Origin of the sequence: Paenibacillus sp. FSL F4-0087, assembly GCF_038020215.1 — a bacterium.
GTDB lineage: Bacteria > Bacillota > Bacilli > Paenibacillales > Paenibacillaceae > Paenibacillus > Paenibacillus taichungensis.
In genome coordinates, this window is the sequence record NZ_JBBODJ010000001.1 from 3,947,258 (window position 1) to 3,968,040 (window position 20,783).

The 20,783-nt window shown below is 46.1% G+C and carries 22 protein-coding genes; 11 read left to right on the plus strand and 11 right to left on the minus strand.

The genetic code is table 11. The features are described 5' to 3' along the window. The first annotated feature begins 237 nt into the window (after positions 1–237). Positions 238–1,017 (plus strand): SDR family oxidoreductase, encoded by a 780-nt coding sequence (locus tag MHB84_RS18240; protein ID WP_076290911.1) that lies wholly within the window; start codon positions 238–240, stop codon positions 1,015–1,017. A gap of 68 nt (positions 1,018–1,085) precedes the next feature. Here the strand turns inward: MHB84_RS18240 and MHB84_RS18245 are convergent, their stop codons facing one another. Further along, positions 1,086–1,331 (minus strand): NifU family protein, encoded by a 246-nt coding sequence (locus tag MHB84_RS18245; RefSeq protein WP_024632664.1) that lies wholly within the window; start codon positions 1,329–1,331, stop codon positions 1,086–1,088. A gap of 80 nt (positions 1,332–1,411) precedes the next feature. On the opposite strand from MHB84_RS18245, the gene MHB84_RS18250 reads away from it, so the two are divergent. Beyond that, entirely contained in the window at positions 1,412–1,666 is a 255-nt protein-coding gene (locus tag MHB84_RS18250) for a YuzB family protein (protein ID WP_063566116.1), read from the plus strand. Here MHB84_RS18250 and MHB84_RS18255 read toward each other — a convergent pair. Continuing rightward, positions 1,663–2,724 carry an NAD(P)/FAD-dependent oxidoreductase gene (locus tag MHB84_RS18255; RefSeq protein WP_076290910.1) on the minus strand — a complete coding sequence of 354 codons (1,062 nt, stop codon included), beginning with the start codon at positions 2,722–2,724 and terminating at the stop codon, positions 1,663–1,665. The two genes, MHB84_RS18250 and MHB84_RS18255, sit on opposite strands and share 4 nt — an antisense overlap. A 221-nt stretch (positions 2,725–2,945) precedes the next feature. Next, a complete protein-coding gene (gene mqnE, locus MHB84_RS18260) occupies positions 2,946–4,052 on the minus strand; it encodes an aminofutalosine synthase MqnE (RefSeq protein ID WP_053783250.1) in 1,107 nt (368 codons plus the stop codon). Between the two features lie 628 nt (positions 4,053–4,680). On the opposite strand from mqnE, the gene MHB84_RS18265 reads away from it, so the two are divergent. Together MHB84_RS18265 and MHB84_RS18270 are read left to right on the plus strand one after the other, a co-directional pair. Then, positions 4,681–5,037: a HesB/IscA family protein gene (locus MHB84_RS18265; protein WP_064635713.1), complete on the plus strand. Its 357-nt coding sequence runs from the start codon at positions 4,681–4,683 to the stop codon at positions 5,035–5,037. Positions 5,038–5,254: 217 nt separating this feature from the next. Next, the gene (locus tag MHB84_RS18270) at positions 5,255–5,896 is read left to right on the plus strand and encodes an NAD(P)-dependent oxidoreductase (protein ID WP_076290909.1); all 642 of its coding nucleotides are present in this window, start codon (positions 5,255–5,257) and stop codon (positions 5,894–5,896) included. A gap of 96 nt (positions 5,897–5,992) precedes the next feature. On the opposite strand, the gene MHB84_RS18275 is transcribed toward MHB84_RS18270, so the two are convergent. From MHB84_RS18275 to MHB84_RS18285, 3 genes are all read right to left on the minus strand, one after another. Next, positions 5,993–6,502 carry a hypothetical protein gene (locus MHB84_RS18275; protein ID WP_076290908.1) on the minus strand — a complete coding sequence of 170 codons (510 nt, stop codon included), beginning with the start codon at positions 6,500–6,502 and terminating at the stop codon, positions 5,993–5,995. A gap of 496 nt (positions 6,503–6,998) precedes the next feature. After that, the gene (locus MHB84_RS18280; protein WP_236703614.1) at positions 6,999–7,979 is read right to left on the minus strand and encodes a glycoside hydrolase family 53 protein; all 981 of its coding nucleotides are present in this window, start codon (positions 7,977–7,979) and stop codon (positions 6,999–7,001) included. Between the two features lie 416 nt (positions 7,980–8,395). Continuing rightward, positions 8,396–8,623: a hypothetical protein gene (locus tag MHB84_RS18285; protein ID WP_072735535.1), complete on the minus strand. Its 228-nt coding sequence runs from the start codon at positions 8,621–8,623 to the stop codon at positions 8,396–8,398. Between the two features lie 247 nt (positions 8,624–8,870). On the opposite strand from MHB84_RS18285, the gene ppk1 reads away from it, so the two are divergent. After that, on the plus strand, positions 8,871–10,952 hold the full coding sequence (gene ppk1, locus MHB84_RS18290; RefSeq protein WP_076290907.1) for a polyphosphate kinase 1: 2,082 nt from the start codon (positions 8,871–8,873) through the stop codon (positions 10,950–10,952). Here ppk1 and MHB84_RS18295 read toward each other — a convergent pair. After that, positions 10,912–12,438, minus strand: coding sequence for a Ppx/GppA phosphatase family protein (locus tag MHB84_RS18295; RefSeq protein ID WP_076290906.1), 1,527 nt, complete (start codon positions 12,436–12,438; stop codon positions 10,912–10,914). The genes ppk1 and MHB84_RS18295 overlap by 41 nt on opposite strands. Before the next feature lie 26 nt (positions 12,439–12,464). Further along, positions 12,465–12,719, minus strand: coding sequence for a hypothetical protein (locus MHB84_RS18300; protein WP_063566109.1), 255 nt, complete (start codon positions 12,717–12,719; stop codon positions 12,465–12,467). A gap of 236 nt (positions 12,720–12,955) precedes the next feature. Between MHB84_RS18300 and MHB84_RS18305 the strand changes: the two genes are divergently transcribed. Further along, positions 12,956–13,615: a YheC/YheD family protein gene (locus MHB84_RS18305; protein WP_076290905.1), complete on the plus strand. Its 660-nt coding sequence runs from the start codon at positions 12,956–12,958 to the stop codon at positions 13,613–13,615. A 355-nt stretch (positions 13,616–13,970) separates the two neighbouring features. After that, the gene (locus tag MHB84_RS18310; protein ID WP_017692430.1) at positions 13,971–14,114 is read left to right on the plus strand and encodes a sporulation histidine kinase inhibitor Sda; all 144 of its coding nucleotides are present in this window, start codon (positions 13,971–13,973) and stop codon (positions 14,112–14,114) included. Between the two features lie 21 nt (positions 14,115–14,135). On the opposite strand, the gene MHB84_RS18315 is transcribed toward MHB84_RS18310, so the two are convergent. Both MHB84_RS18315 and MHB84_RS18320 read right to left on the minus strand, forming a co-directional pair. Beyond that, a complete protein-coding gene (locus MHB84_RS18315; protein ID WP_072735483.1) occupies positions 14,136–14,387 on the minus strand; it encodes a hypothetical protein in 252 nt (83 codons plus the stop codon). Positions 14,388–14,471: 84 nt separating this feature from the next. Continuing rightward, the gene (locus tag MHB84_RS18320) at positions 14,472–15,446 is read right to left on the minus strand and encodes an NAD(P)/FAD-dependent oxidoreductase (RefSeq protein ID WP_217504637.1); all 975 of its coding nucleotides are present in this window, start codon (positions 15,444–15,446) and stop codon (positions 14,472–14,474) included. Between the two features lie 535 nt (positions 15,447–15,981). On the opposite strand from MHB84_RS18320, the gene MHB84_RS18325 reads away from it, so the two are divergent. After that, on the plus strand, positions 15,982–17,175 hold the full coding sequence (locus MHB84_RS18325) for an NAD(P)/FAD-dependent oxidoreductase (protein WP_024632649.1): 1,194 nt from the start codon (positions 15,982–15,984) through the stop codon (positions 17,173–17,175). Further along, entirely contained in the window at positions 17,172–17,426 is a 255-nt protein-coding gene (locus MHB84_RS18330) for a hypothetical protein (RefSeq protein ID WP_024632648.1), read from the plus strand. The genes MHB84_RS18325 and MHB84_RS18330 overlap by 4 nt, the downstream gene beginning before the upstream one ends. Before the next feature lie 135 nt (positions 17,427–17,561). On the opposite strand, the gene hemQ is transcribed toward MHB84_RS18330, so the two are convergent. Next, positions 17,562–18,308 carry a hydrogen peroxide-dependent heme synthase gene (gene hemQ, locus MHB84_RS18335; RefSeq protein WP_076290903.1) on the minus strand — a complete coding sequence of 249 codons (747 nt, stop codon included), beginning with the start codon at positions 18,306–18,308 and terminating at the stop codon, positions 17,562–17,564. 230 nt (positions 18,309–18,538) lie between these two features. Here hemQ and MHB84_RS18340 point away from each other — a divergent pair, with 230 nt between their 5' ends. Both MHB84_RS18340 and MHB84_RS18345 read left to right on the plus strand, forming a co-directional pair. Beyond that, a complete protein-coding gene (locus MHB84_RS18340; RefSeq protein WP_053783239.1) occupies positions 18,539–18,832 on the plus strand; it encodes a YuiB family protein in 294 nt (97 codons plus the stop codon). 355 nt (positions 18,833–19,187) lie between these two features. Continuing rightward, the gene (locus MHB84_RS18345; RefSeq protein WP_076290902.1) at positions 19,188–20,723 is read left to right on the plus strand and encodes a helicase DnaB; all 1,536 of its coding nucleotides are present in this window, start codon (positions 19,188–19,190) and stop codon (positions 20,721–20,723) included. Positions 20,724–20,783 lie beyond the last annotated feature (60 nt).

A 20,783-nucleotide genomic window follows, 5' to 3' on the forward strand; every position in this document is an offset into this window, starting at 1 on the left:
GGACTTATCGACAGTACCATAGGTACTCAAACCCGACAAGGGGAATATGGATATAAAGGGTTAATTTTCCTCCAAAAGACCTAATTCATTTTATTTCAGTGGTTTGAAAGCTAAGTATTTAGTCCTTATTTTACACTTTCTTGCAAATGGTACAGATTGGTGGGAAACGCGAGTTGTGGGGGGATGATAAATCTTTTATACTGGATGAGTGACTGCTCTTTGAAGAGGGGGATGAACGTGAAGGGAAAGATTGCCCTCATAACGGGAAGTGCCAAAGGTCTTGGTAAAATGACGGCCCTCAGTCTGGCGGATCAGGGTTGTCATATTGCTCTGAATTACGTACATAGCCGTACGGAAGCTGAGGTATTACAGGCTCAGATTATCGCCAAAGGTGTGCGGTGTATTGCCATTCAGGCCGATATTTCCAAGACAGAAGAGATCACCATGCTCGTTGCACAGGTTGAAGAGAAACTGGGCAGCATTGATATTCTTGTGAACAACGCAGGCCCTTTTGTCCGTGAACGACGACTGTTTGCCGAGTATTCCGAAGATGAGGTTCAGATGCTTGTGCAAGGAAACCTGCTTGGACCGATGCTGCTGGATCAGCGTGTATTGCCGGAGATGCGGCGCAAGCAGTGGGGACGAATTATACATTTTGGCTTCAGTCATGCGGGAGAAGCGAGGTCATGGCCTCATCGGGCGGTTTATGCTGCTGCGAAGGTAGGTCTGGTTTCATTTACAAAGACGCTTGCTGTGGAGGAAGCTCCCTACGGCATTACGGTTAATATGGTCTGTCCAGGTGATATTCGCGGTGCCAACAAAGAGAAAACGATTGATGAGATGGCAGGTATAACCGACGAGGAAACGCCGAGAGGACGTCCTGGGAGCGGTGAAGATATTGCGCGGGTGATCACTTATCTGTGTCTGGATCATTCCGATTTTATAACAGGTAACATTATGGATGTATCTGGAGGACTTGACCCGATTCGTCCTAACATACAGCGTGAGGATGCATAGCACAAAAAAAGAGCCCTCCGCTTCATGCGAAGCGAAAGGCTCTTGAGGTTTATTTCGTGAAGGATTGATTAGAATACTTGTACGACTTCTTCGACACCCTCAACTTCTTCGAGAAGGGCGCGTTCAATCCCGGCTTTTAAGGTAATGGTGGAGCTTGGGCAGCTGCCGCAGGCACCGACCAGTTTCAGCTTAATAATGCCGTCCTCCACGTCGACCAGTTCCACGTCACCGCCATCGCGTTGCAGGAACGGACGAAGTTTGTCAAGCACTTCAGATACCTCATCATACATGGTGCTTTGTGCGTTTTCGCTCATTTTTTTCAACTCCTTTCCTCACTATAGTATATTACAATTGGCCACAAATTAAAATGGTCAAACAAAGCAGGTGAACCTACATGAGACCGATTATTGAATTTTGTGCCAATAATATGCATTTTGGCACAGATGAAGTCATGGATCAACTGGAAGAAAATCCAGACTATGATGTGATAGAATACGGCTGCCTCAGCAATTGCGGCCAATGTTACATGACTCCATTTGCACTAGTGAATGGTGAGTTAGTTATCACCGACAAAGTGGAGGATTTATATAACGCCATCTTGGCCAAAATTGCCGAAGCCGATGCCTGGGATGAGTTGGATCTCGATTAACCGAGATGACGCTTGGACATCCAGAGCACACCGCTTTTTAGAATACGTGGCACACGTCCCATCATGGACGTTTTGCCCATCAGCCCAAATCCAGCCTTCTTGCCGAGTGCACCGAGTGTGCCACGAAGCTTGAGTGGCTGCGGATTGGGCTTTTCGCCTTTCCAGAGGGCATGCTGAATATGGGCGATTTGTTCACCCTGTACTTCGGCAGCCTGACCGCTGGGTGCGTAAGGCACGCTGGCGCAGTCACCTACTACATAGACATCGGTATATTCCGGAATTTGATAATATTCGTTCAGTACAACACGACCTTGTGGATCCTTGGTCACATCGAGATCCTGTACGACTTTTACGGGCTGAATGCCGGCTGTCCAGACTACCGCATCCGTTAAAATTTCTTCATCCCGGTTGAAAATGGCATTTGGTTCAAGCCGGGAAATAGCAATATGTCCGCGTGTCTCGACCTGATGTTCACCAAACCATTCATGAACATAAGCGGACAAGCGTTGCGGAAAAGCGGATAATACACGTTCACCACGGTCCAGAATACTGATGTTCAGGTCCGGTCTGCTCTCACGAAGCTCGGCAGCCATCTCAACGCCGCTCAATCCACCGCCGACGATATGCACATTACCATAAGCTTTAACTTCGTTAAGACGAAGGTAGGTTTCCCGTGTTTTGCTGAAGCTTTGAATTGTACAGCTATATTCCTCGGCTCCCGGCGTATTGTGGAATCGGTCTGTACATCCAAGTCCAATAACGAGCTTGTCATACTCCAACGGGTCCTGGCCTTCAAATTCAATCTGACGCTGTTCCAAGTCAATCGAAGTTACTTCTCCGTAACGATAAGTGACTTTGTCGCTGACTGGGAATTGGATACGCAGGTCATAATCGGATACGGTCCCTGCTGCGAGTGCGTAATATTCAGTTTTCAATCCTTGGAAGGGACTGCGGTCCACCAACACGATTTGTGTATCTGACGGGATCTTACCTTCCAGAAGTTCCTTGATAATCGTGAGGCCACCGTAGCCGCCTCCGAGAATGACGAAATTTTTCATGACTCGGCTTCCTTTCTGCATCAGTCCCGTGTGAACGGGGCTGTAACCTGTGGAGCAGCTATGCAATAACATAGCTGCTCCTGTTTTTTAATCTGGATTTGAAATAATTGAAAATAGGCATTTAAAATTACAGATATGCTTCAGCAATCTGCACCACTCCATGCCAAACGCTCCCGGGTAGAATGAAAGACGCTTATGGGAATGATGCTCATGCTAACATGTTATTCGTACACTTGAATTTCATTGTAGAACGTATCACGTTCAACCGGAATGCGTCCAGCACCCTTAATTAACCATATAAGCTCTTTACGTGTGAGACCTTCAGGTGTTAGTGCACCTGCAGCATGACTAATCCGTTCGCGAACGATCGTGCCGTGTGCATCCGAAGCACCGAATCCCAGAGCGACTTGAGTCAGCTGTGGACCGATGTTAATAAAGTAGGCTTTGATATGATCAATGTTATCCAGCATCAGACGGCTAATCGCAATCGTTTTGAGATCCTCGTATGCAGAGTTACGACGCATGATGCTGGCGTTTTTGCTTTTCGGCTGCATGGAAAGCGGGATAAAGACCATGAATCCGTTGGTTTCATCTTGCAATTCACGAATCTGTACCATATGGTTCACACGATCTTCATAGGATTCAATGGATCCATAAAGCATCGTGGTATGGGTACGCATGCCCAGATTATGAGCAGTACGGTGCACTTCCAGATAACGGTCAACGTTCGCTTTGTTTACGCGCATTTTTTTGCGGTATTCATCGGACAGGATCTCAGCGCCGCCACCAGTCAGTGATTTCAGACCTGCTTTTTGTAGTTCTTGTAGTACTTCCTTGATGCTCAGTCCGCTGATGCGAGTGAAGAAATCAATCTCGGCAGCCGTGTAGGCTTTCAGCGTAACGTCCGGATATTTCTCGTTTAAAGCACGCAAGGAATCGACATAATATTGAAAAGGAACATGGTTGTTATGTCCGCCTACAATATGGAACTCGCGTACACCTGGGTGAATATGCTGTTCTACGTAATCAATCATTTCCTGACCGGACAATGTGTAAGAGCCATCTTCGCCCTGATCTTTGCGGAAGTTACAGAAGGCACAGTGGGCTTCGCATACGTTGGTAAAATAAAGGCTCATGTTTTCAATAAAATAAACTTTCTTGCCATTCTTACGCAAGTTGGCCTCATTGGCCAGTTGACCCAAAGTCAGCAGATCATCCGATTCATACAGATAAACGCCGTCTTCTACGGTCAGCCTTACGCCGTTCTGCACTTTCTCAACGATCTCAGCCATTCTTTTGTCTGTGAACGGTGTTACCAATGTAGACATTTTGTATCCTCCTATTCTTAACCGGAATTGAGTTGTGTGTAGGACTTACTTACAGAACTACATAGAAAAGATGCGGTCATCTGCCGCTTCTTATATGGACTAACTCTTATTTACCCGGTGCAGCCTGTGCTGCGTACGTAAAGCTAATTTTTCATCAAAATGAGTCTTTTGACTCTATATGCATTGGGGACTGCGTACAGTCTCGAAATGTGAAAAAAATTACAACTCTATATATGATCATCACCTGAATAAGTCATGACAAAAAATCGACATTTCAAAGCGATCACCTACTCATTATAAACCTCGTATCCCGGGGGTTCAATACACTGGGAAGAAAAAGGAGTTAAGGGGGAACGCGGAAACAGGCAAAGATGACTTGAGCCCCTTGACGGGGTGGAGTATAATTTAAAGAAGAGTTAACGAAAAGTTGTTCAAAAAGTACGCTTTTGATTACGAAGGATGCCTAGCGGCATCTCAGCGTCGAATATGGGATTCAGCCGAAATGTCCGTTGCTCACGTAGTTTTGCCTACGCTCCGCTACTCCATTTCTATCTTCATCCCATCTTCTTGGTACTGAAAAGCGCCCTTTTTGAACATGATTTTATATGAAAAAGGAGAGTGACCTGGCATGATTAGCATCAGCGAAACGGCTGCAGACAGATTGAAAGAAATGCTTGCACAGCAAGAGACACCTGGTATGTTCTTGCGTCTTGGAGTAGCACCGGGCGGTTGTACCGGATTTTCGTACGCCATGGGCTTTGACGATAAAGAGTCCGATGAGGACCTCTATATGGATATTCAGAATATGAAGGTTGTTGTGGAGAAGGAAAACCTGAAATATTTGAATGGACTGGAAATTGATTTTGAAGAATCCGGCATGTCCGGCGGTTTCACCATTCACAACCCGAACGCAGTGGCAACATGCGGCTGTGGCTCATCCTTCCGGACGAGAGAAGAAGCAGGCGTACCGGATAAAGATTGTTAATAGTTGCGAATCGCGACCTCTATAGCGGATTAGTCTTGTACTAATCCTGTTATGGAGGTCTTTTTTTGCGTGGTGGTTTGGTATGTACTTTGGTTGTTCATATTAAGTGGGAACCTGGACGCTTTTTTATAGAAAGGTTAAGTTGACAAGTTATGTTGTAACTAATATAGTTACATTATGAAATTTAACAGAGCCTAATCACAAAGGAGAGATTATGATGAAGATTGGAATTATTGGCGCGACAGGCAAAGCAGGGAATTTGATTTTGAAAGAAGCATTGGATAGAGGGCATGAAGTGACAGCGATCGTTCGTAGTGCATCTAAGGTAGAAGATAAAAGTCTGAATGTACTTGAAAAAGATGTATTCGACCTCACGGCAGAGGATGCCAAATCATTCGACGTGATCGTCAATGCATTTGGTGCACCAGCCGGTAAAGAGAATCTGCATGTGGAAGCAGGACAAGCCCTGATTAATATTCTGAAAGAGGCGCCGAATACTCGTCTGATCGTTGTTGGTGGTGCAGGCAGTCTGTTTACAGATGAAACCCAAACCTTGCGGGTAGTAGACTCCCCTGGGTTCCCTGATGCATACAAAGCAACAGCAACCAACCAGGGTAAAAACTTGCAGGATCTGCAAGCTTCCTCAGGTATCCAATGGACGTTCCTGAGCCCGGCTGGAATCTTTAATCCAGAGGGTGTACGCACAGGTAAGTACCAGTCCGGTAAAGACCAGATTTTGGTGAACAGTGAAGGCAACAGCTACATTAGCTATGCTGACTATGCCATCGCTTTGGTCGATGAGATCGAAAACCCGCAGCATAAGAACGAACGCTTTACGGTTGTAGGCGAAGCGAAGTAATTGAATTGAACTTGAAGATGAAAAATGGACGCCAATCATTATACTGATTAGCGTCCAATTTTTTCGTATGAAGTTGAAGCTCTAATATCCTCGATGCTAGTGAGGTGTAACGTCACCTGTATTTGGATTTTCTATCAATTCTACGGACTCTGCCGACTCCATACTTTCAACACCATCTACAACCTCAACGAGTCCTACAGCCAATGTAGTGACTGCCGCAGCGGCAATTAGATTCTTGGCCCCGAGCTTTACTCTCTCCATGTCCTCGTCTTTCATGCCGACAACCACATCTTTGCCGCCGTTATACACATACTTAGCTGTTACCACTACGCCTTTAGCTGTATTAGAAACAGCACCTCCAATATCGGCAAGTCCCGCATCTAACGTTGTATTGTCTTTTCTGATCACACCACTCGCCATATCATATGTACCGCTGGCAAGTTGTCCTACCGTTTTCCCTGTATTAATCGTAGCTTTTTCTACGCCATTACCAATTTCTTTAATGAATGGACTTCCTGTAAGTTCTCCAGCCACTCGGACGGTGCCGCCCAGTACTTTTCCGGTAACTTCTCCAGCAAACTGACCCAGTTCTTTTAAAAATCCCATATATATTCCCCACCTTTGAAATAAGGTTGCACACGTGCTGTCTAAATCTTTTATCTTAATTATATAAGTATATGAGCGATAAGACTATTTACGTTCAGATTCATCAAGCGTTCCTAATTAACATGAACCAATTCAACGAATTCGATCTAACCCAACTAGCCGAACCGAAGAAGCTAATCTACCTTCCTAGCTTAACGCAACTACCCAAACAACTCACTACAACTCTCAAAAAAAGGCGCTACTCCCCAACGGAAGTAGCGCCTTTTTCTTTTATTACCCCAAATTCCTACTAAACACATTTTAGAAGTATCTCATAAGCAGCTAGCGTAGTGGAGGGGACGGAATCGATTCTGTAGAAGCGGTAGCGGTCGCCTTTATCCCCGGATTTTGTCCTATGAAATAGGACATTCAAAAAAATCCGGGGATAACAGCGATCAGAAGAACGATCCGTACCCGTAACGCCCACCTACTGCTCACCAGTCACTTATCTCCGTGTTTAGTCGATAAATCCTTCCAACATTACAGTCGGCAAGCCGTTAGACTGCCATGCACCTTTACTGTAACCGCCGTTGTAGCCCGGCGTTGCTTCAGGCTCCCAATAGAATACACCTTTACCTTTACTGCTCGGCAGGTTGCGGAATTGCGTTTTCATCGCTGCGACGAAACTTTTACCAGCTGCCGGTTGGGTATTATCCATCCCGATTTCCGATACGATAATCTCCTTACCATACCGGTTGATCAGATCCTTGGCATTATTCACAGCATTGGTGACAGCCGTGTTCCAGCCGGAAGCGGAAGGATAGAGGGACATGGCAATCATGTCAAAGTTGGCACCGTTATCGATCAGACCACCGATATTCCATACATAGAGGGCATTATCGTCCCCACCTGCGAGGTGAACAATTGTTTTGGTGTTGGTGCTGATGGATTTTACGGCATTATGGCCCGTGTTCACCAGCCACGCATAATTTTTCATGTTGGTGGATGCTTTTCCATCCTCCCATAACATACCGTTGCTTGTTTCGTTACCAATTTGTACCCAGTCCGGGGTTACGCCTTTGCTCTGCATGGCCGTCATGACTTCACGCGTGTGATTCCATACAGCATCCATCAGCTGTTGGAACGTGTAGTTTTTCCAAGCCGCAGGTTTCGTTTGCTGACCCGGATCAGCCCAGGAATCACTGTAGTGTAGGGTCAGCATGACACTCATACCTGCATTTTTGGCACGCAGGGCCAGAGCAGCTGCACGATCTTTATTCATGTAACCGTTACCATAATCATTCGAAGGATTAACAAAGACACGAATACGAACGGAGTTGATCTGGTAATCATTTTTCAAAATATCAATAATATCACGCTGTACGCCGTTTTTGTCTTTCCATTTGTAACCTTGCGCTTCCATCCCAGGCACCCAACTGATGTCGGCTCCTTTGGCGAAGCTCGGTGCAGCACTGGCATGCTGGCCTGCCGGCAGCATAATGGAGGTGAATAACAAAACAAAGACCAGAGCGATGGATGTTTTGAAACCCCTTACATTTTTGAACATTACAATATGCCTCCTCGAATATAGGTTGAGTTGCAACCTAATTATATCGAGCATCATTTACTCAGCTACAGGGTCCATTTCCAATCTTTTGGTTGTTTTTTTAACCTCTCCCGAAAAAAGACAAAACAAAAAGCCGTCCGAAGACGGCTTTTCTACCCGTGGCGCTTTTTGAAACCTTGATCCGTATCCCGCGCCTCCACCAGAATCAGTTTATTTTGAGCTAGTGGATCGGGTAAGGGACACGTTCAACATGTGATTAGATATGTTGACGCACCTCCTTTCCTTGTGCCAAGAGTATACAACACTCTTTTCCGGAAAGCTAGTCTTTTTTTCATATATACGCAAAATTATTTTTCGGTTTGGAACATCGTGATATCCCGGTCATAATGACTCTTCGTACCGTTGTCGTTGCGAATTCTCACACTGTCTTCGCTGATCTGTTCTACGATGCCACGGCCCACTTCACAATATACGCCAGCCGGATCTTCCTGCCATGCAGTTACCGTGCATTGGGATAGTGCAGCCGTGAAAAACTCTATATTTTTTTGTAACGTTCTAGGTTTGTTCGATTTCATTATATACTCCTTTAACAAAAACAATTTTAGAATGTGGACAGCAACCGGACATTTTACACTGTAAATCACTTTACTCTGTCTCCTGCTCTTTGTAAAGGGATGGAAAAAGTTATCGTCATGAGGTATCATTTACATAAATTTTACATAGCGTTTACACTACGCTGACGCTTGTAGCCAATCACGAATAGTACAATTAGTTCAGAACATCTAACCAAGAATAGATATGTAACAAATTCGGAGGCCATACATGCATAGAGATGTCAAAACAGGTAACTACGTTAATCGTGATTTAAGTTGGGTAGAATTCAATCGTCGTGTGCTTCAGGAGGCGCAAGATCCAACAACACCTCTGCTGGAACGCATGAGGTTTCTTGGTATTGTCGCCAGTAATCTGGACGAGTTCGTAAGTGTAAGGGTAGCGGAGACGAAAGAGAAGATCAAGGCTGGATTTACGCAAAAGGATTTTACGGGCTACACCCCTGCTGGCTTGTACCGTAGATTAATTAAACGAACGGGGACCATGGTCGCCGAGCAATATAAAACCTATCGAGAGCTGATTCGTCTTCTCGCCAAGAAAGGCGTCCATTTTCAGGAATATACAGATCTGAATATGACCCAACAGCGAGCAATGGACCAGTACTTTCACGAGATCATTTTTCCCGTTTTAACACCGATGGCTATTGATTCGAGCCGGCCATTCCCACTGGTACACAATAAGTCTGTATATCTGTCCGTAATGCTGCAGAAGGAAGAAGAGCAGGAGGGCGAGCCATTTTTGGCTATTGTGCAGGTTCCCTCTAATCTGCCGCGGGTCGTTCAGGTGCCTTTAAGGGCGAATAGTAAAAAGAAAACGTTCATTCTGATCGAAGATCTCATCAAGCATCATATTCATACCTTATTCAGCGGTTATGTTCCGCTGGCTGTTCAGGAGTTCAGAGTTACTCGCAATGCGGATCTTTCCATTAATGAAGAAGAAGCTGAGGATTTACTTGAGGCGATTGAGAAGGAGCTGCGGCGCAGACGCCGGGGAGCACCGGTACGGTTGGAAATTTGCAAGGATTTCCGCCCGGATGCGTTGCTAGAGTTGCAGGAAGAGTTCGATATTCAAGACCCTGTGTACGAGATCGATGGACCGCTGGATTTGAGCTTTTTGGCCGGGTTTGTAGATAGTTTAGATGGCTTTTCTCATCTGAAATATAGTCCGGTGCAGCCGGTGTATCCTCTGGAGTTCCTCCCTCGGGAAAGTCACTTCGAACTGCTGCGTAAACGGGACGTGCTTGTGCATCATCCATACGAATCGTTTGAACCGGTAACGGACTTTATTGTGGAAGCTTCGGAAGATCCGCGCGTGATGGCGATCAAAATGACGTTATATCGGGTGAATGGTGATTCCCGTCTTATCCCCGCACTGGCTCATGCGGCCGAGAGCGGCAAACAGGTAACGGTTGTTGTTGAATTAAAAGCCAGATTTGATGAAGAACGGAACATTGCATGGGCCCGCACGCTGGAGAAGGCAGGTTGTCATGTCGTATATGGATTGGTCGGATTAAAGACGCATGCCAAGATTATTCTCGTCGTACGCAGGGAGCAGAGTGGTCTGAGAAGGTACGTGCATGTGGGAACAGGTAACTATAATGAAAGTACGGCCAAAGTGTACACCGATGTGGGGCTGTTTACCTCCAATCCCATCATTGGTGAAGACGCATCGGAATTGTTTAATGAGATTACCGGTTATTCAGGACCCAAAGCGTTGCAGGCATTCCGCGTCGCCCCTGATGGCATGAAGGATGAACTGTTCGCGCTCATTCGTCGGGAAAGGGAACATGCCTTCAAGGGAAGACCGTCCAGGATTATTGCCAAAATCAATTCTTTATCCCATCAGGATATCATTGATGAATTGTATCTGGCATCTCAAGCTGGAGTACAGATCGATCTGATCGTGCGTGGTGTATGCTGCTTGCGTCCGGGGGTAGAGGGACTTAGCGAGAATATTCGGGTGATCAGCATCGTGGACCGGTTTCTAGAACACTCCAGATTGTTTTATTTTGAAAATAGCGGGAACCCGGATGTGTATCTGTCCAGCGCAGACTGGATGACCCGTAATTTGAAGCGGAGAATAGAACTGATGTGTCCCGTGTTTGATCCAGAGCTAAAGAAGATGTTGGTCGACATATTGAATCTGTCACTCATGGATAATGTGAAGGCCAGAGAGCTCATGCCTGGCGGCAATTATGTTTTTGTACAAAATGAAAAGCCCCCGCTGAGAAGTCAGACGGAGGCGATGGGCATTATTCCCTGGAAGCCTGCTGAATGGAGTGCGTTAACGTAACTCCCCAAGCTTCCTGTAAATCCTTGACGGCATCGTCAAGGCCACTGAGTTCCAGTAACGGCTCGGCTGTACAGATGAATTGCATCTGCAGCGAGTCGTTTTCTTTTGTTGCCTTTATGGCAGTAATGCTTTCAGATCGATTAATTGCTTCAGTCACGCGCAGTAGAGAGCCCAAACGATGGGCATGCCGTTCGTCCGAATCCTTGAGAATGTCCTTGTGCTTATGCAGTAGCTGGGGCGTTCTTTTTTTTGGATGATAATCGGCTGCAATGGCACTCAGGATGGTCTCCCGGTGAGATAGTCCGTAGATGCTTGCATTCATGATCCAATAAGCCGAGTGCTGCGGATACCGGAAGTAGTTAATCTGTTTTCCAGCCATGTGCAGCATGGAGACCGTGTACAGAATCCGGGCATCCGCTGGATCGGGAGCACTACCTTGTAAGGCGGTATACAGGGTAAGCGCATCATGGTGAATCCGATTCAGACGTTTCTCCGGAATGGGTGGACCAAAATGAATGAAGTTGCGAATGCTGTCCCGCAGCGCATCTGGCACGACTGACTTACCTTCAGCCAGGAGATCCCTTAGCAAACCATCCCGTAATCCCGCTCCGCTCACAACATAACGATCCCCCTGGATGATGCGGAAGACCGTCCGCAATATGAGTACACCTGGAACAATAATGTCGGCACGATCCTTGGCAAGTCCGGGTACTTTCTTGCGTTGTGCCGAGGTTAGATGTGGCAAAGAACGAGCGATATTTTCCATCTCTTCTGCACCGATTTCATAATGATGCGTAACCGGTAGTGAGTATTGTGTTCTCTTCTGCTCCACTTTGGCCAGTGTACGCATGGTGCCACCAAGTCCAATGAGAGGTAGTCCGGGATGCTGTGTAACCCAATCCTGATCGCTTAATGCCTGTATAACCTCATTACATAGTGCAGTCGCATTTGCCTCAGTCCACTGATCTTCGCCACCATAACGGCCATGTGAGTTAACCGCACCAATAGGCAGAGAGATGCTGTGCAGTCTTTTTCGATCACGGAATACAGTGATCTCGGTACTGCCGCCGCCAATATCTACGACATAACCATCTGCCAGATCAATCGATTGAGTGACACCTAGGAAACCGTAATAGGCTTCCTGATCACCGGATACACATTCGATGGTAAGTCCCGTCTCGGCTTCCAACCAACCTATAATTTCTGAGGCATTGCCTGCATTCCGAATAGCAGCCGTAGCTGCAGCCCGGATAAGCTTGGTTTGATATGCTTCGCAAGTAGCCCTGAATTGTCGCAAAATCGTAATGGCCTTGTCCAGTGAATGTCGCAGGATGGTTCCGTCTTGTTCAACCACATTGCTTAGACGAGCGGCATATTTGTCTTCATGAATGATGCGATAGGCTCCATCCTGGTCGAGTTCATAAATAACCAGACGAATGGAATTGGAGCCGATATCGATGATTCCGAGTTTTTCGTTATGTGTCATAAGCATCTCCTTCTACAGAGGTTAATCTACCCGACTTTCAGCAAGGCAGCCATGGCTTCCGGTGAACCCGGAGGCGTCGAGGAGAAGGGCGTGGTCAGCATGACCACAATGATGAAGACGATAAAGCAGGCAAACAGAATACAACTTACAGCAAAACCGCGATTGCTTTTCTTCATAAACAGTCGAATACCTGTAACGAATAGAAGTACCGTAATGGCTACCAGAACGATAGAAATTGCAAAATAGGCTACGCCATACAGTGATTTGAAAAATGATTCCATGTCTTCTGAACGCTCCTTAGATCCTCATATTTAAGCCTCTCCAAACTATTCCTTAGTAGCATACGATAGATTGATGCGTTTGAAAAGCAAACCGGGCGCCTGTTCCGGCCTTGAACCAAGCTGATGGACTATATCAACGGAAAAGGGGCCCTAGCCTTGGACAGACATCCAAGAAAACACGGCTTCTGTTGAGTATGTATAAGGAAGGACTATTGTTCACGAAAGGAGATCAACCCATGTCGAGACAGCTTGCAAGCAAATGGCTGAAGACAGCGGCACTGTTGAAATATCCGGTAGCTGCTGTCCACATCCCACAGACGAAGGCGTTCAACTCGGGGAATCTGCTAAACATGCTTAGTCATTATGGAATGGTGTATATCAAACCTATTGTTGGTGGTGGAGGTTACGGTGTCATTAGAGTATCAGCAAGCGGAGGCGTCTATCGGTACACTCATATGAAAATAACCCGTTCTTTTACTCAGTTTAATCAAATGTACCGTTCTCTAATCCGTGTAAAAGCCAGACGGAGATACCTGATTCAGCAAGGCATTCATTTGGCGACCATTCAAGGCAGACCTGTCGATTACAGAGTCAAAGTCGTCAAAACGGAAAGAGGCTGGGTATTTCGTTCAATAGTGGGACGGCTCGCTCGTCCAGGACTGGTCGTGACCAATCTTAGCAAAGGAGGAACGATGCTGTCCGGTAGGAGAGCGCTTGGTCTGTCCCTACCTCATATTTCTGGAAAACATAAACGTCGCGAGATGCGTTCACTGACACTTACCTGTACGCATATTATGGAAAGGCAGTTCCCGGGTGTGGGACAGCTCGGCTTCGATTATGGACTGGATCATTCAGGCAAGATATGGATTTTGGAAGTGAACACCAGACCGCAATGAAAATGGTGACAAAAGCTAAAAAAATCCAAAGAAAATCCGATAGTAATATAGAAGGAAACTAGATGGAAAACGTTTGAAATTTAACAAATAAGGGTAATTTACTCGCATCAACTCTTGAAACTATGAATTTATTCTAAAAAAAATGCTCTTATAATCGTTCTGTTTGATAGGCTACGATCCTGTGTATAAATACTGTCCACACAATCCACGTTGATCAATCAACATTTTTACCATTTATCAACAAACTATACACAGGATTTCCACATAACGTTGTGGATAACAAGAACGCTTGTTCTCTTTATAAATCTCTGATATGATAGTTTTGAGGAAAAAAAAGGAAAGGTTGTGGCGGGAAATGGCTATGTTATCCGATGAGATGTTGTTGGATTCCTACCATAAGGCGATTGAGTTGAATCTCGAACGAGATTTCATCGCACTGCTGTTGGCAGAAATCCATAAGCGCAAACTGGGTACCGACGTATCTGCCATTCTTCACTAGAGATCCTCATTGCAGGCAATGTTACAGGTTTCCGGACATGTCCCATAGATTGACAGGCCACAGTGTGCTTGTTTGACAATGGTGACAGTACATCATATGATTGCAAACGTTTTCGGCTTCGTCTGCCGTGTCAGAGGAAGTGTGAATGACGTAGGGGCTGTATGGTCCGGTGTAATCGTCCAATTTGCCGCATTCTGACAGTCCCTGAAGGCAGTGGGGACAAGCCTGCTCCGGTACAACCAGACCGTTACACAGCGGGCATATATAAGACAAGGGTATCCCTCCTGATGTTCAATTCATTCAGGAGTAAGATACCCTTTTTTGTGTCTTTTATGTTCTATATGATTCCATAAGGAATTAGCGCTTCATGTTACTGCTGTGTCCCGGGGACAACTTGGCCTCTGGATCGAAGTAAACCTTGGCATTATTGACTGCGGTTGGTGCTTCACCGAATCCGACAGCAATCAGCTTCAGCTTGCCTGGATAAGTTGTAATATCTCCGGCAGCATAGATACCTGGAATCGAAGTTTCCATGCGGGAATCGACCACGATGGAATTGCTATCAATTTCGATGCCCCATTCTGCGATAGGTCCCAGGGAAGAGACAAAGCCGAAATTGACGATTACATCATCGACTTCAATTTCCTGTGTTTCCTTCGTTTTAACGTGAGCCAAAGTGACCTTGGTAATGCTGTCTTCACCGTGAAGTTCCGTAATTTCGGTAGGTGTAACGATGTTTACCTTGGAATTCATCAGGTTTTCGACACTGTGCTCATGCGCGCGGAATTTGTCGCGGCGATGGATCAGGGTTACTTGCTCAGCGATTGGCTCAAGCATAAGCGCCCAGTCTACAGCGGAGTCACCGCCACCACTGATCAGTACTCTTTTGCCTGCAAAGGCGTTCAGGTCACTGATGAAGTAGTGCAGATTGGTTTTTTCGAATTTGGCCGCACCCTCAAGCTCCAAACGACGCGGTTCGAATGCACCCACACCTGCAGTGATAATTACGGCTTTGGCGTGATATTCATTCACATCGGTTTTTACGACGAAGTGACGTTCTTCTAATTTCTCTACGGATACAACTTTTTCCTCAAGACGGATGTTTGGGTTAAAATGGCTCATTTGCTCCACCAGATTATTCACCAGTTCCTGAGCGGTAACTTTCGGGAACCCGGCTACATCATAGATGAATTTTTCGGGATAGAGCGCTGCAAGTTGTCCACCAAGTTGTGGCATACTTTCAACCAGAGTAACAGATGCCTGACGCATCCCTCCGTAAAACGCGGCGAACAGACCCGCAGGGCCGCCACCAATAATAAGTAAATCGGTCATGTCATGACCGGCAGTTTGTGCAGTCAAGAATCAACAACACCTTTCTTATTTTAATAGGTAGTTAACAGAAATAATAAAGCCGGGTACGAATGGTAACCAGCGTTTGTTGCTGAACTGTCTTTTTCATTATAAACGGTGTAAACTGGGTTGCAAAGTTGGCAGTTTGATGAATCTGGGAACAATAGATGAAGATCAGGTGAGAATAGGATGAAATTGGAAATGAAAGGTTATGAAAAATAACAAAAAAAACCTTGATCTTTGCCAGAAATACAGATATCCTTGACCTGTACTATGTGTTTTTTTGTCTAATTTAGCCCCAATTTGTAATGTGAAGACAATACCCGCGTTTTGTTGAATCTTGTGTATAATTTCACAATTTTAATCGATAACTTGCATGCAAAAAGTTCAAATAAATTCGCGAAGTTAACATTTGTCGTCATAATGGATAAGACCTCATCAATATGGGTAAGTAAGAGCCTTTTTACAACAAAACAATCGAATGGCTGATGCGAGCGAAACTGGAAGGGGTATAGACATGAGCAGTATTCCCAAAATCGTCATCCTCGGCGCGGGCTATGGCGGGATTCTGACAGCCCAGCGGCTGCAGAAGGAATTGAACTATAACGAGGCCGATGTCACATTGGTGAACCGGCATGATTATCATTATATCACTACACATCTACATATGCCGGCAGCTGGCACGGATACCATTGAACATGCACGGGTCCCGATTTCGAAGCTGATTGACGAGTTCAAGATTGATCTGGTCAAATCTTCGGTGAAGGAAATCCGCCTGCAGGATCGGAAGATTATTCTGGAGGATGGCACGTTATCCTATGATTATCTGATTATTGGATTGGGTGGGGAACCGGAGACCTTTGGTATTCCAGGCATGCTCGATCATGCCATGACAATTCGCAGCATTAACTCGGTCAGAATGATTCGCGAGCATATCGAATATCAGTTTGCCATGTACAAAAACGATAATAAACGTAACCGCATTCGTTTTGTTGTGGGTGGGGCTGGCTTCAGTGGTGTCGAATTCGTGGCTGAACTTGCGGATCGCATTCCTCAGCTTTGCAAGGAATTCGACGTGAATCCCAAAAATGTGCATATTTATAATGTGGAAGCAGCGCCTTCAGCTCTGCCGGGCTTTGATCCGGAACTGGTTGAGCATGCAATGAACGTGTTGAAGAAAAAAGGTGTTACTTTCAAAATCGGTGTTCCGATCAAGCAATGTCTGCCAGACGGAGTCATTGTGGGTGAGGGAGAAAAACTCGATGCAGCAACGGTCGTATGGACCGGCGGTATTCGTGGGAATGCCCTGCTTGAGCAGGCAGGCCTTGAAGTGATGCGCGGACGGGTGAAGGTCGATGAATTCCTTCGTGCCCCAGGGCATGAGCATGTCTATGTCATCGGTGACAATTCACTCGTGTTCAACAACGAAGGGCGTCCATATCCACCAACAGCTCAGATCGCGATGCAGCAAGGTGTTAACTGTGCCAAAAACGTTGTCGCTGCCATCCGCAAAAAGCAGCCGCAGCCTTTTGTATTTACAAGTAAAGGTACAGTTGCGTCACTGGGGAAAGGTGAAGCTATCGCCGTCGTAGGCGGTAAGAAATACAAGGGGTGGAAGGCCGCTCAGCTGAAAAAGCTGGTGGATCTCCGGTATTTATTTATCATCGGTGGCATTCCCTTGGTACTGAAGAAAGGGCGGTTTTTTGGATGAGACATTGCAGTGTTCAGGTCAGAGGACTACTCACACGCGAAGAACTGGATCGTTACAACGCCCTGATGCAGGTTGGCGGTTATCTGGAGGAACAGGATCAGTATGATCTGGCTTATATCGTTCAGAAGGAAGTGGATATTCTCATTTTGCCTGCCATTGAGCGGCTTAAGGAGAAGGGACGTGACCGTGACAGGGCAACGGCTGAGTTTTTGGAATCTCTGAAAGCGGTTGATGAAGAGGATCAGGATTAAGCAATCACGTTATCCAAAAGAACCTGAGTCATCCATTTATTATTGAACATTTCATATTCATTCGAAAACGTAAAAGCACCGCTGACCCTATCCTTAATGGAGGTGTCGCGGTGCTTTTTTTGTAATTTATCCGATTTACAGCTTGAGCATCTCTTCCAATGTTGCTTCGTTCAGCAGGCTTCCCACATAGAAAGAGCCAAATTCGCCATAACGGGCACTGACTTCGTCAAAGCGCATCTCGTAAACGAGCTTCTTGAACTGAAGTGCATCATCCGCAAACAACGTAACGCCCCATTCCCAGTCGTCGAAACCAACGGAACCGGTAATGATTTGTTTCACTTTGCCAGCGTAACTGCGACCAATCATGCCGTGGCTGCGCATCATCGTACGACGCTCGTCCATCGACAGCATGTACCAGTTGTCGTTCAGCTCGCGTTTTTTGTTCATCGGGTAGAAACAGATGTATTGCCGCTGTGGCAATACCGGTTTGAGACGAGCGATAATTTCCGGGTTCTGCATAGGGTCTTCGCCCTCTTTGCCAAGATAATTGCTCAGTTCCACTACACTGACATAAGAATATGATTTGGTGGTGTATTGGGCAAACATCGTTTTGTTGAACGCGTTCTCAACGGCTTTCAGATCTTCCAGCGTTTCACGCAAGTGCATCATGACAAGGTCAGCCTTCTGTCCCACAACGGTATATACGACAGTGCTTCCTTTGGATGAATCCTCTACAGCTTTCCATTCCTTCCAGAATGCCTGAAGCTCGTCCAGTGCTACGGCGCGTTCCTCATCATCGGCTGCTTTCCAGGCGGCCCAGTTAATCGAGCGGAAGTCATGCAGGGCGTACCAGCCCTCCAGTGTTGATGCGGCTTCGTTCATTGAATTGATTCCTCCTGCAGGTTATATTTCCAAATCCCGGTAAGGGACGGTTGAGTACTTTATCGTCTTCATTGTATCCCAACAGGAAGCAGAAGGGCAAATGAAGAGAAGGTGAATATAGGGAAATTTGTCCAGAAAGTTCGTTGCTTCGCCACATTTTTTGCGGTACACTATCTACTATCCGTAGTAAGAGAAACCGAGTCAGTGAAAGAAGAGGTGAACGTCACCCGATGCAGTTTATACCTGTGCTGGTATTGATGGTGTTATTTTTCGTTATGATGTTTGGTATCGGTTTCATTCTGAATATGCTGATGAAGACAACCTGGTTTCCTTCCTATCTGTTCATTATTGTCATTCTGCCTGTCGTCGTGTATTCCTTATGGGATCATACGGCATCGTTGATGTCGCATTTGGGTTCTTTCCATATTGTAGACTATATGACGGGTGTAGCTGGACTTGCTGGAGCAGTCATCAGTGGCTGGGCCATTCGCAAACTTCGTCTGGGTGGGTACAAAATGTTTTGATAGGCTAGCCAAATGGCAGCAAACGCTGGACTGCATTTTCCGTAAAGGTCTTGCCTTTGTCGTAAACGCTTACGAGTGCAAAGGGAAGGCTTTTTGGCATGCAGTTCAAAAAATGTGCATGATTGTTTGGACATGTCTCATATATATATGAATAACATTTCTCCATATGTTCACTTGTGTTCTAAGGCTGTAGCTTTTATAGTAATCTAGCAACTCTGCGAAAACGTGAATGCTGTCGACCTAGGACGAAACGGAGCGAGAACAGGTCCGTTTTTTACCTGTTTTTGAGCATTTGAGTATCGGACATTTATGATAGAATAGATAAACATACTTTTGGGGAGAAGGAGATCAAGCTATGCGCATGAAGAATTTGCACCATTATACTGAACATCATCGCTACTGCGTATACAGGGAGTTTGGACTTAGTGCCCTGGATGACCGCATGCTCACCGGAGCGTATCAGCCAATGGTAGGTGCCTTTGCGATAGGTTTGTATCGACTGCTGTTTCAGCATCTTCCCGGTGAACAGGTCGGTTACTCGCCGCTTGAACAGCAACGGAGGCTGTTCATGACGTTGGGACTTGAGCCCAGCGAGAAAGGGCGCAAATATTTGGTGGAGCAGGCATCCAAGCTTGAAGCCGTTGGTTTGCTTCAGACTTCACGGCTGTATATTCCGGAAAATGACGACTACATTTATGAATATGAGCTGCAACCTCCGCTCTCTCCGGCAGAATTTTTCCGTACACAGCATTTGACACTGCTGCTTCGTGACAAAATCGGCAAGTTCGCCGTACTCTCACTACGTTCCGGTTTTTCGGCGATAGAGAGCGGTGACGCGCCTTACCCGGCAGCAAATAAAGAGAATATTTCCGTTCCTTTTTACGATATATTTGAATTGAATACGCATGTCATTGATTATGAGCTGGAGCAGGCGTTGTCGGAAGTGTCAACTTCGGCTCAGCGCAGCGGAATAAGTGGTGCAGCCGAAGAGAATAGCCTGAATTATGCCGACATTATATTGCGTTTTCCGCGTGAGTCGGTCAATCGCCGTCATGTGGAGCAATTGCGGTTCGATCACGAACAGCTCGGCATTGTGAATTATGTGGTGAACAAGTTCAATCTCAGCGTACAGGATGTATGTCGATTGTTGGATGAAGATGATATCTTTAACCCTCAGGGACAGCTCGTGCTGGATGACCTTCAACACAAGGCGAGTCTGCAGTTCAGACAGACCAAGAAGCGACATGAGCAGCAGACGGTGCAGGCAGCGAAGGTTGTTGCCCTCAGACAGCATATGGAGGAGCCTGAGCGGAAAGATGATTCCGGTGAACCGCCTGTCGAACATGTGGTACAGATGGAATACTACGTCGAAGTGCCACCACAATTTTCGACCAAGTGTGATATTCATCAATACAATATGATGCTGCGTAATGAGCCCTACACACGATTGCTTCAGACGTTCTTCCCTGGTGCCGTACCGGACAACCTGGTGGACATTTTTGAGAAGATCGACCTCAGCTACAAGTTGCCGGGTGAAGTGATCAATGTGCTTATTCATTATTTGATGGCATTGCTTGTATCCGGTGGTGAGCAAAGAATTAACCGTAACTTTGTTGAGGCCATTGCCTCCAACATGCTGCTCAAACAGGTAAATTCCTATGAGAAGGCGGTACAATACATTCGTGACCAAGCCAAGGTCAAAGGCAAACAGGCTGCTGGTGCAGCTGGAACCCGTTCCCGTACATACGGCAAAGGAACCAAAGCCAAACCCGAAATTCCGATTGTACAAGACATAGGCGCCGACGGCGATGCTGTATCCGAAGAAGAGTTTGAAGAGATGATGAGGTTTGCCCAGCAGATGCAGGCAAGCAAACAAAAGGGAACCTCATAATTTTTATAATAATGACCCAAAAGGCGAGTCACCTAAATCAAAGGAGACTCGCCTTTTATT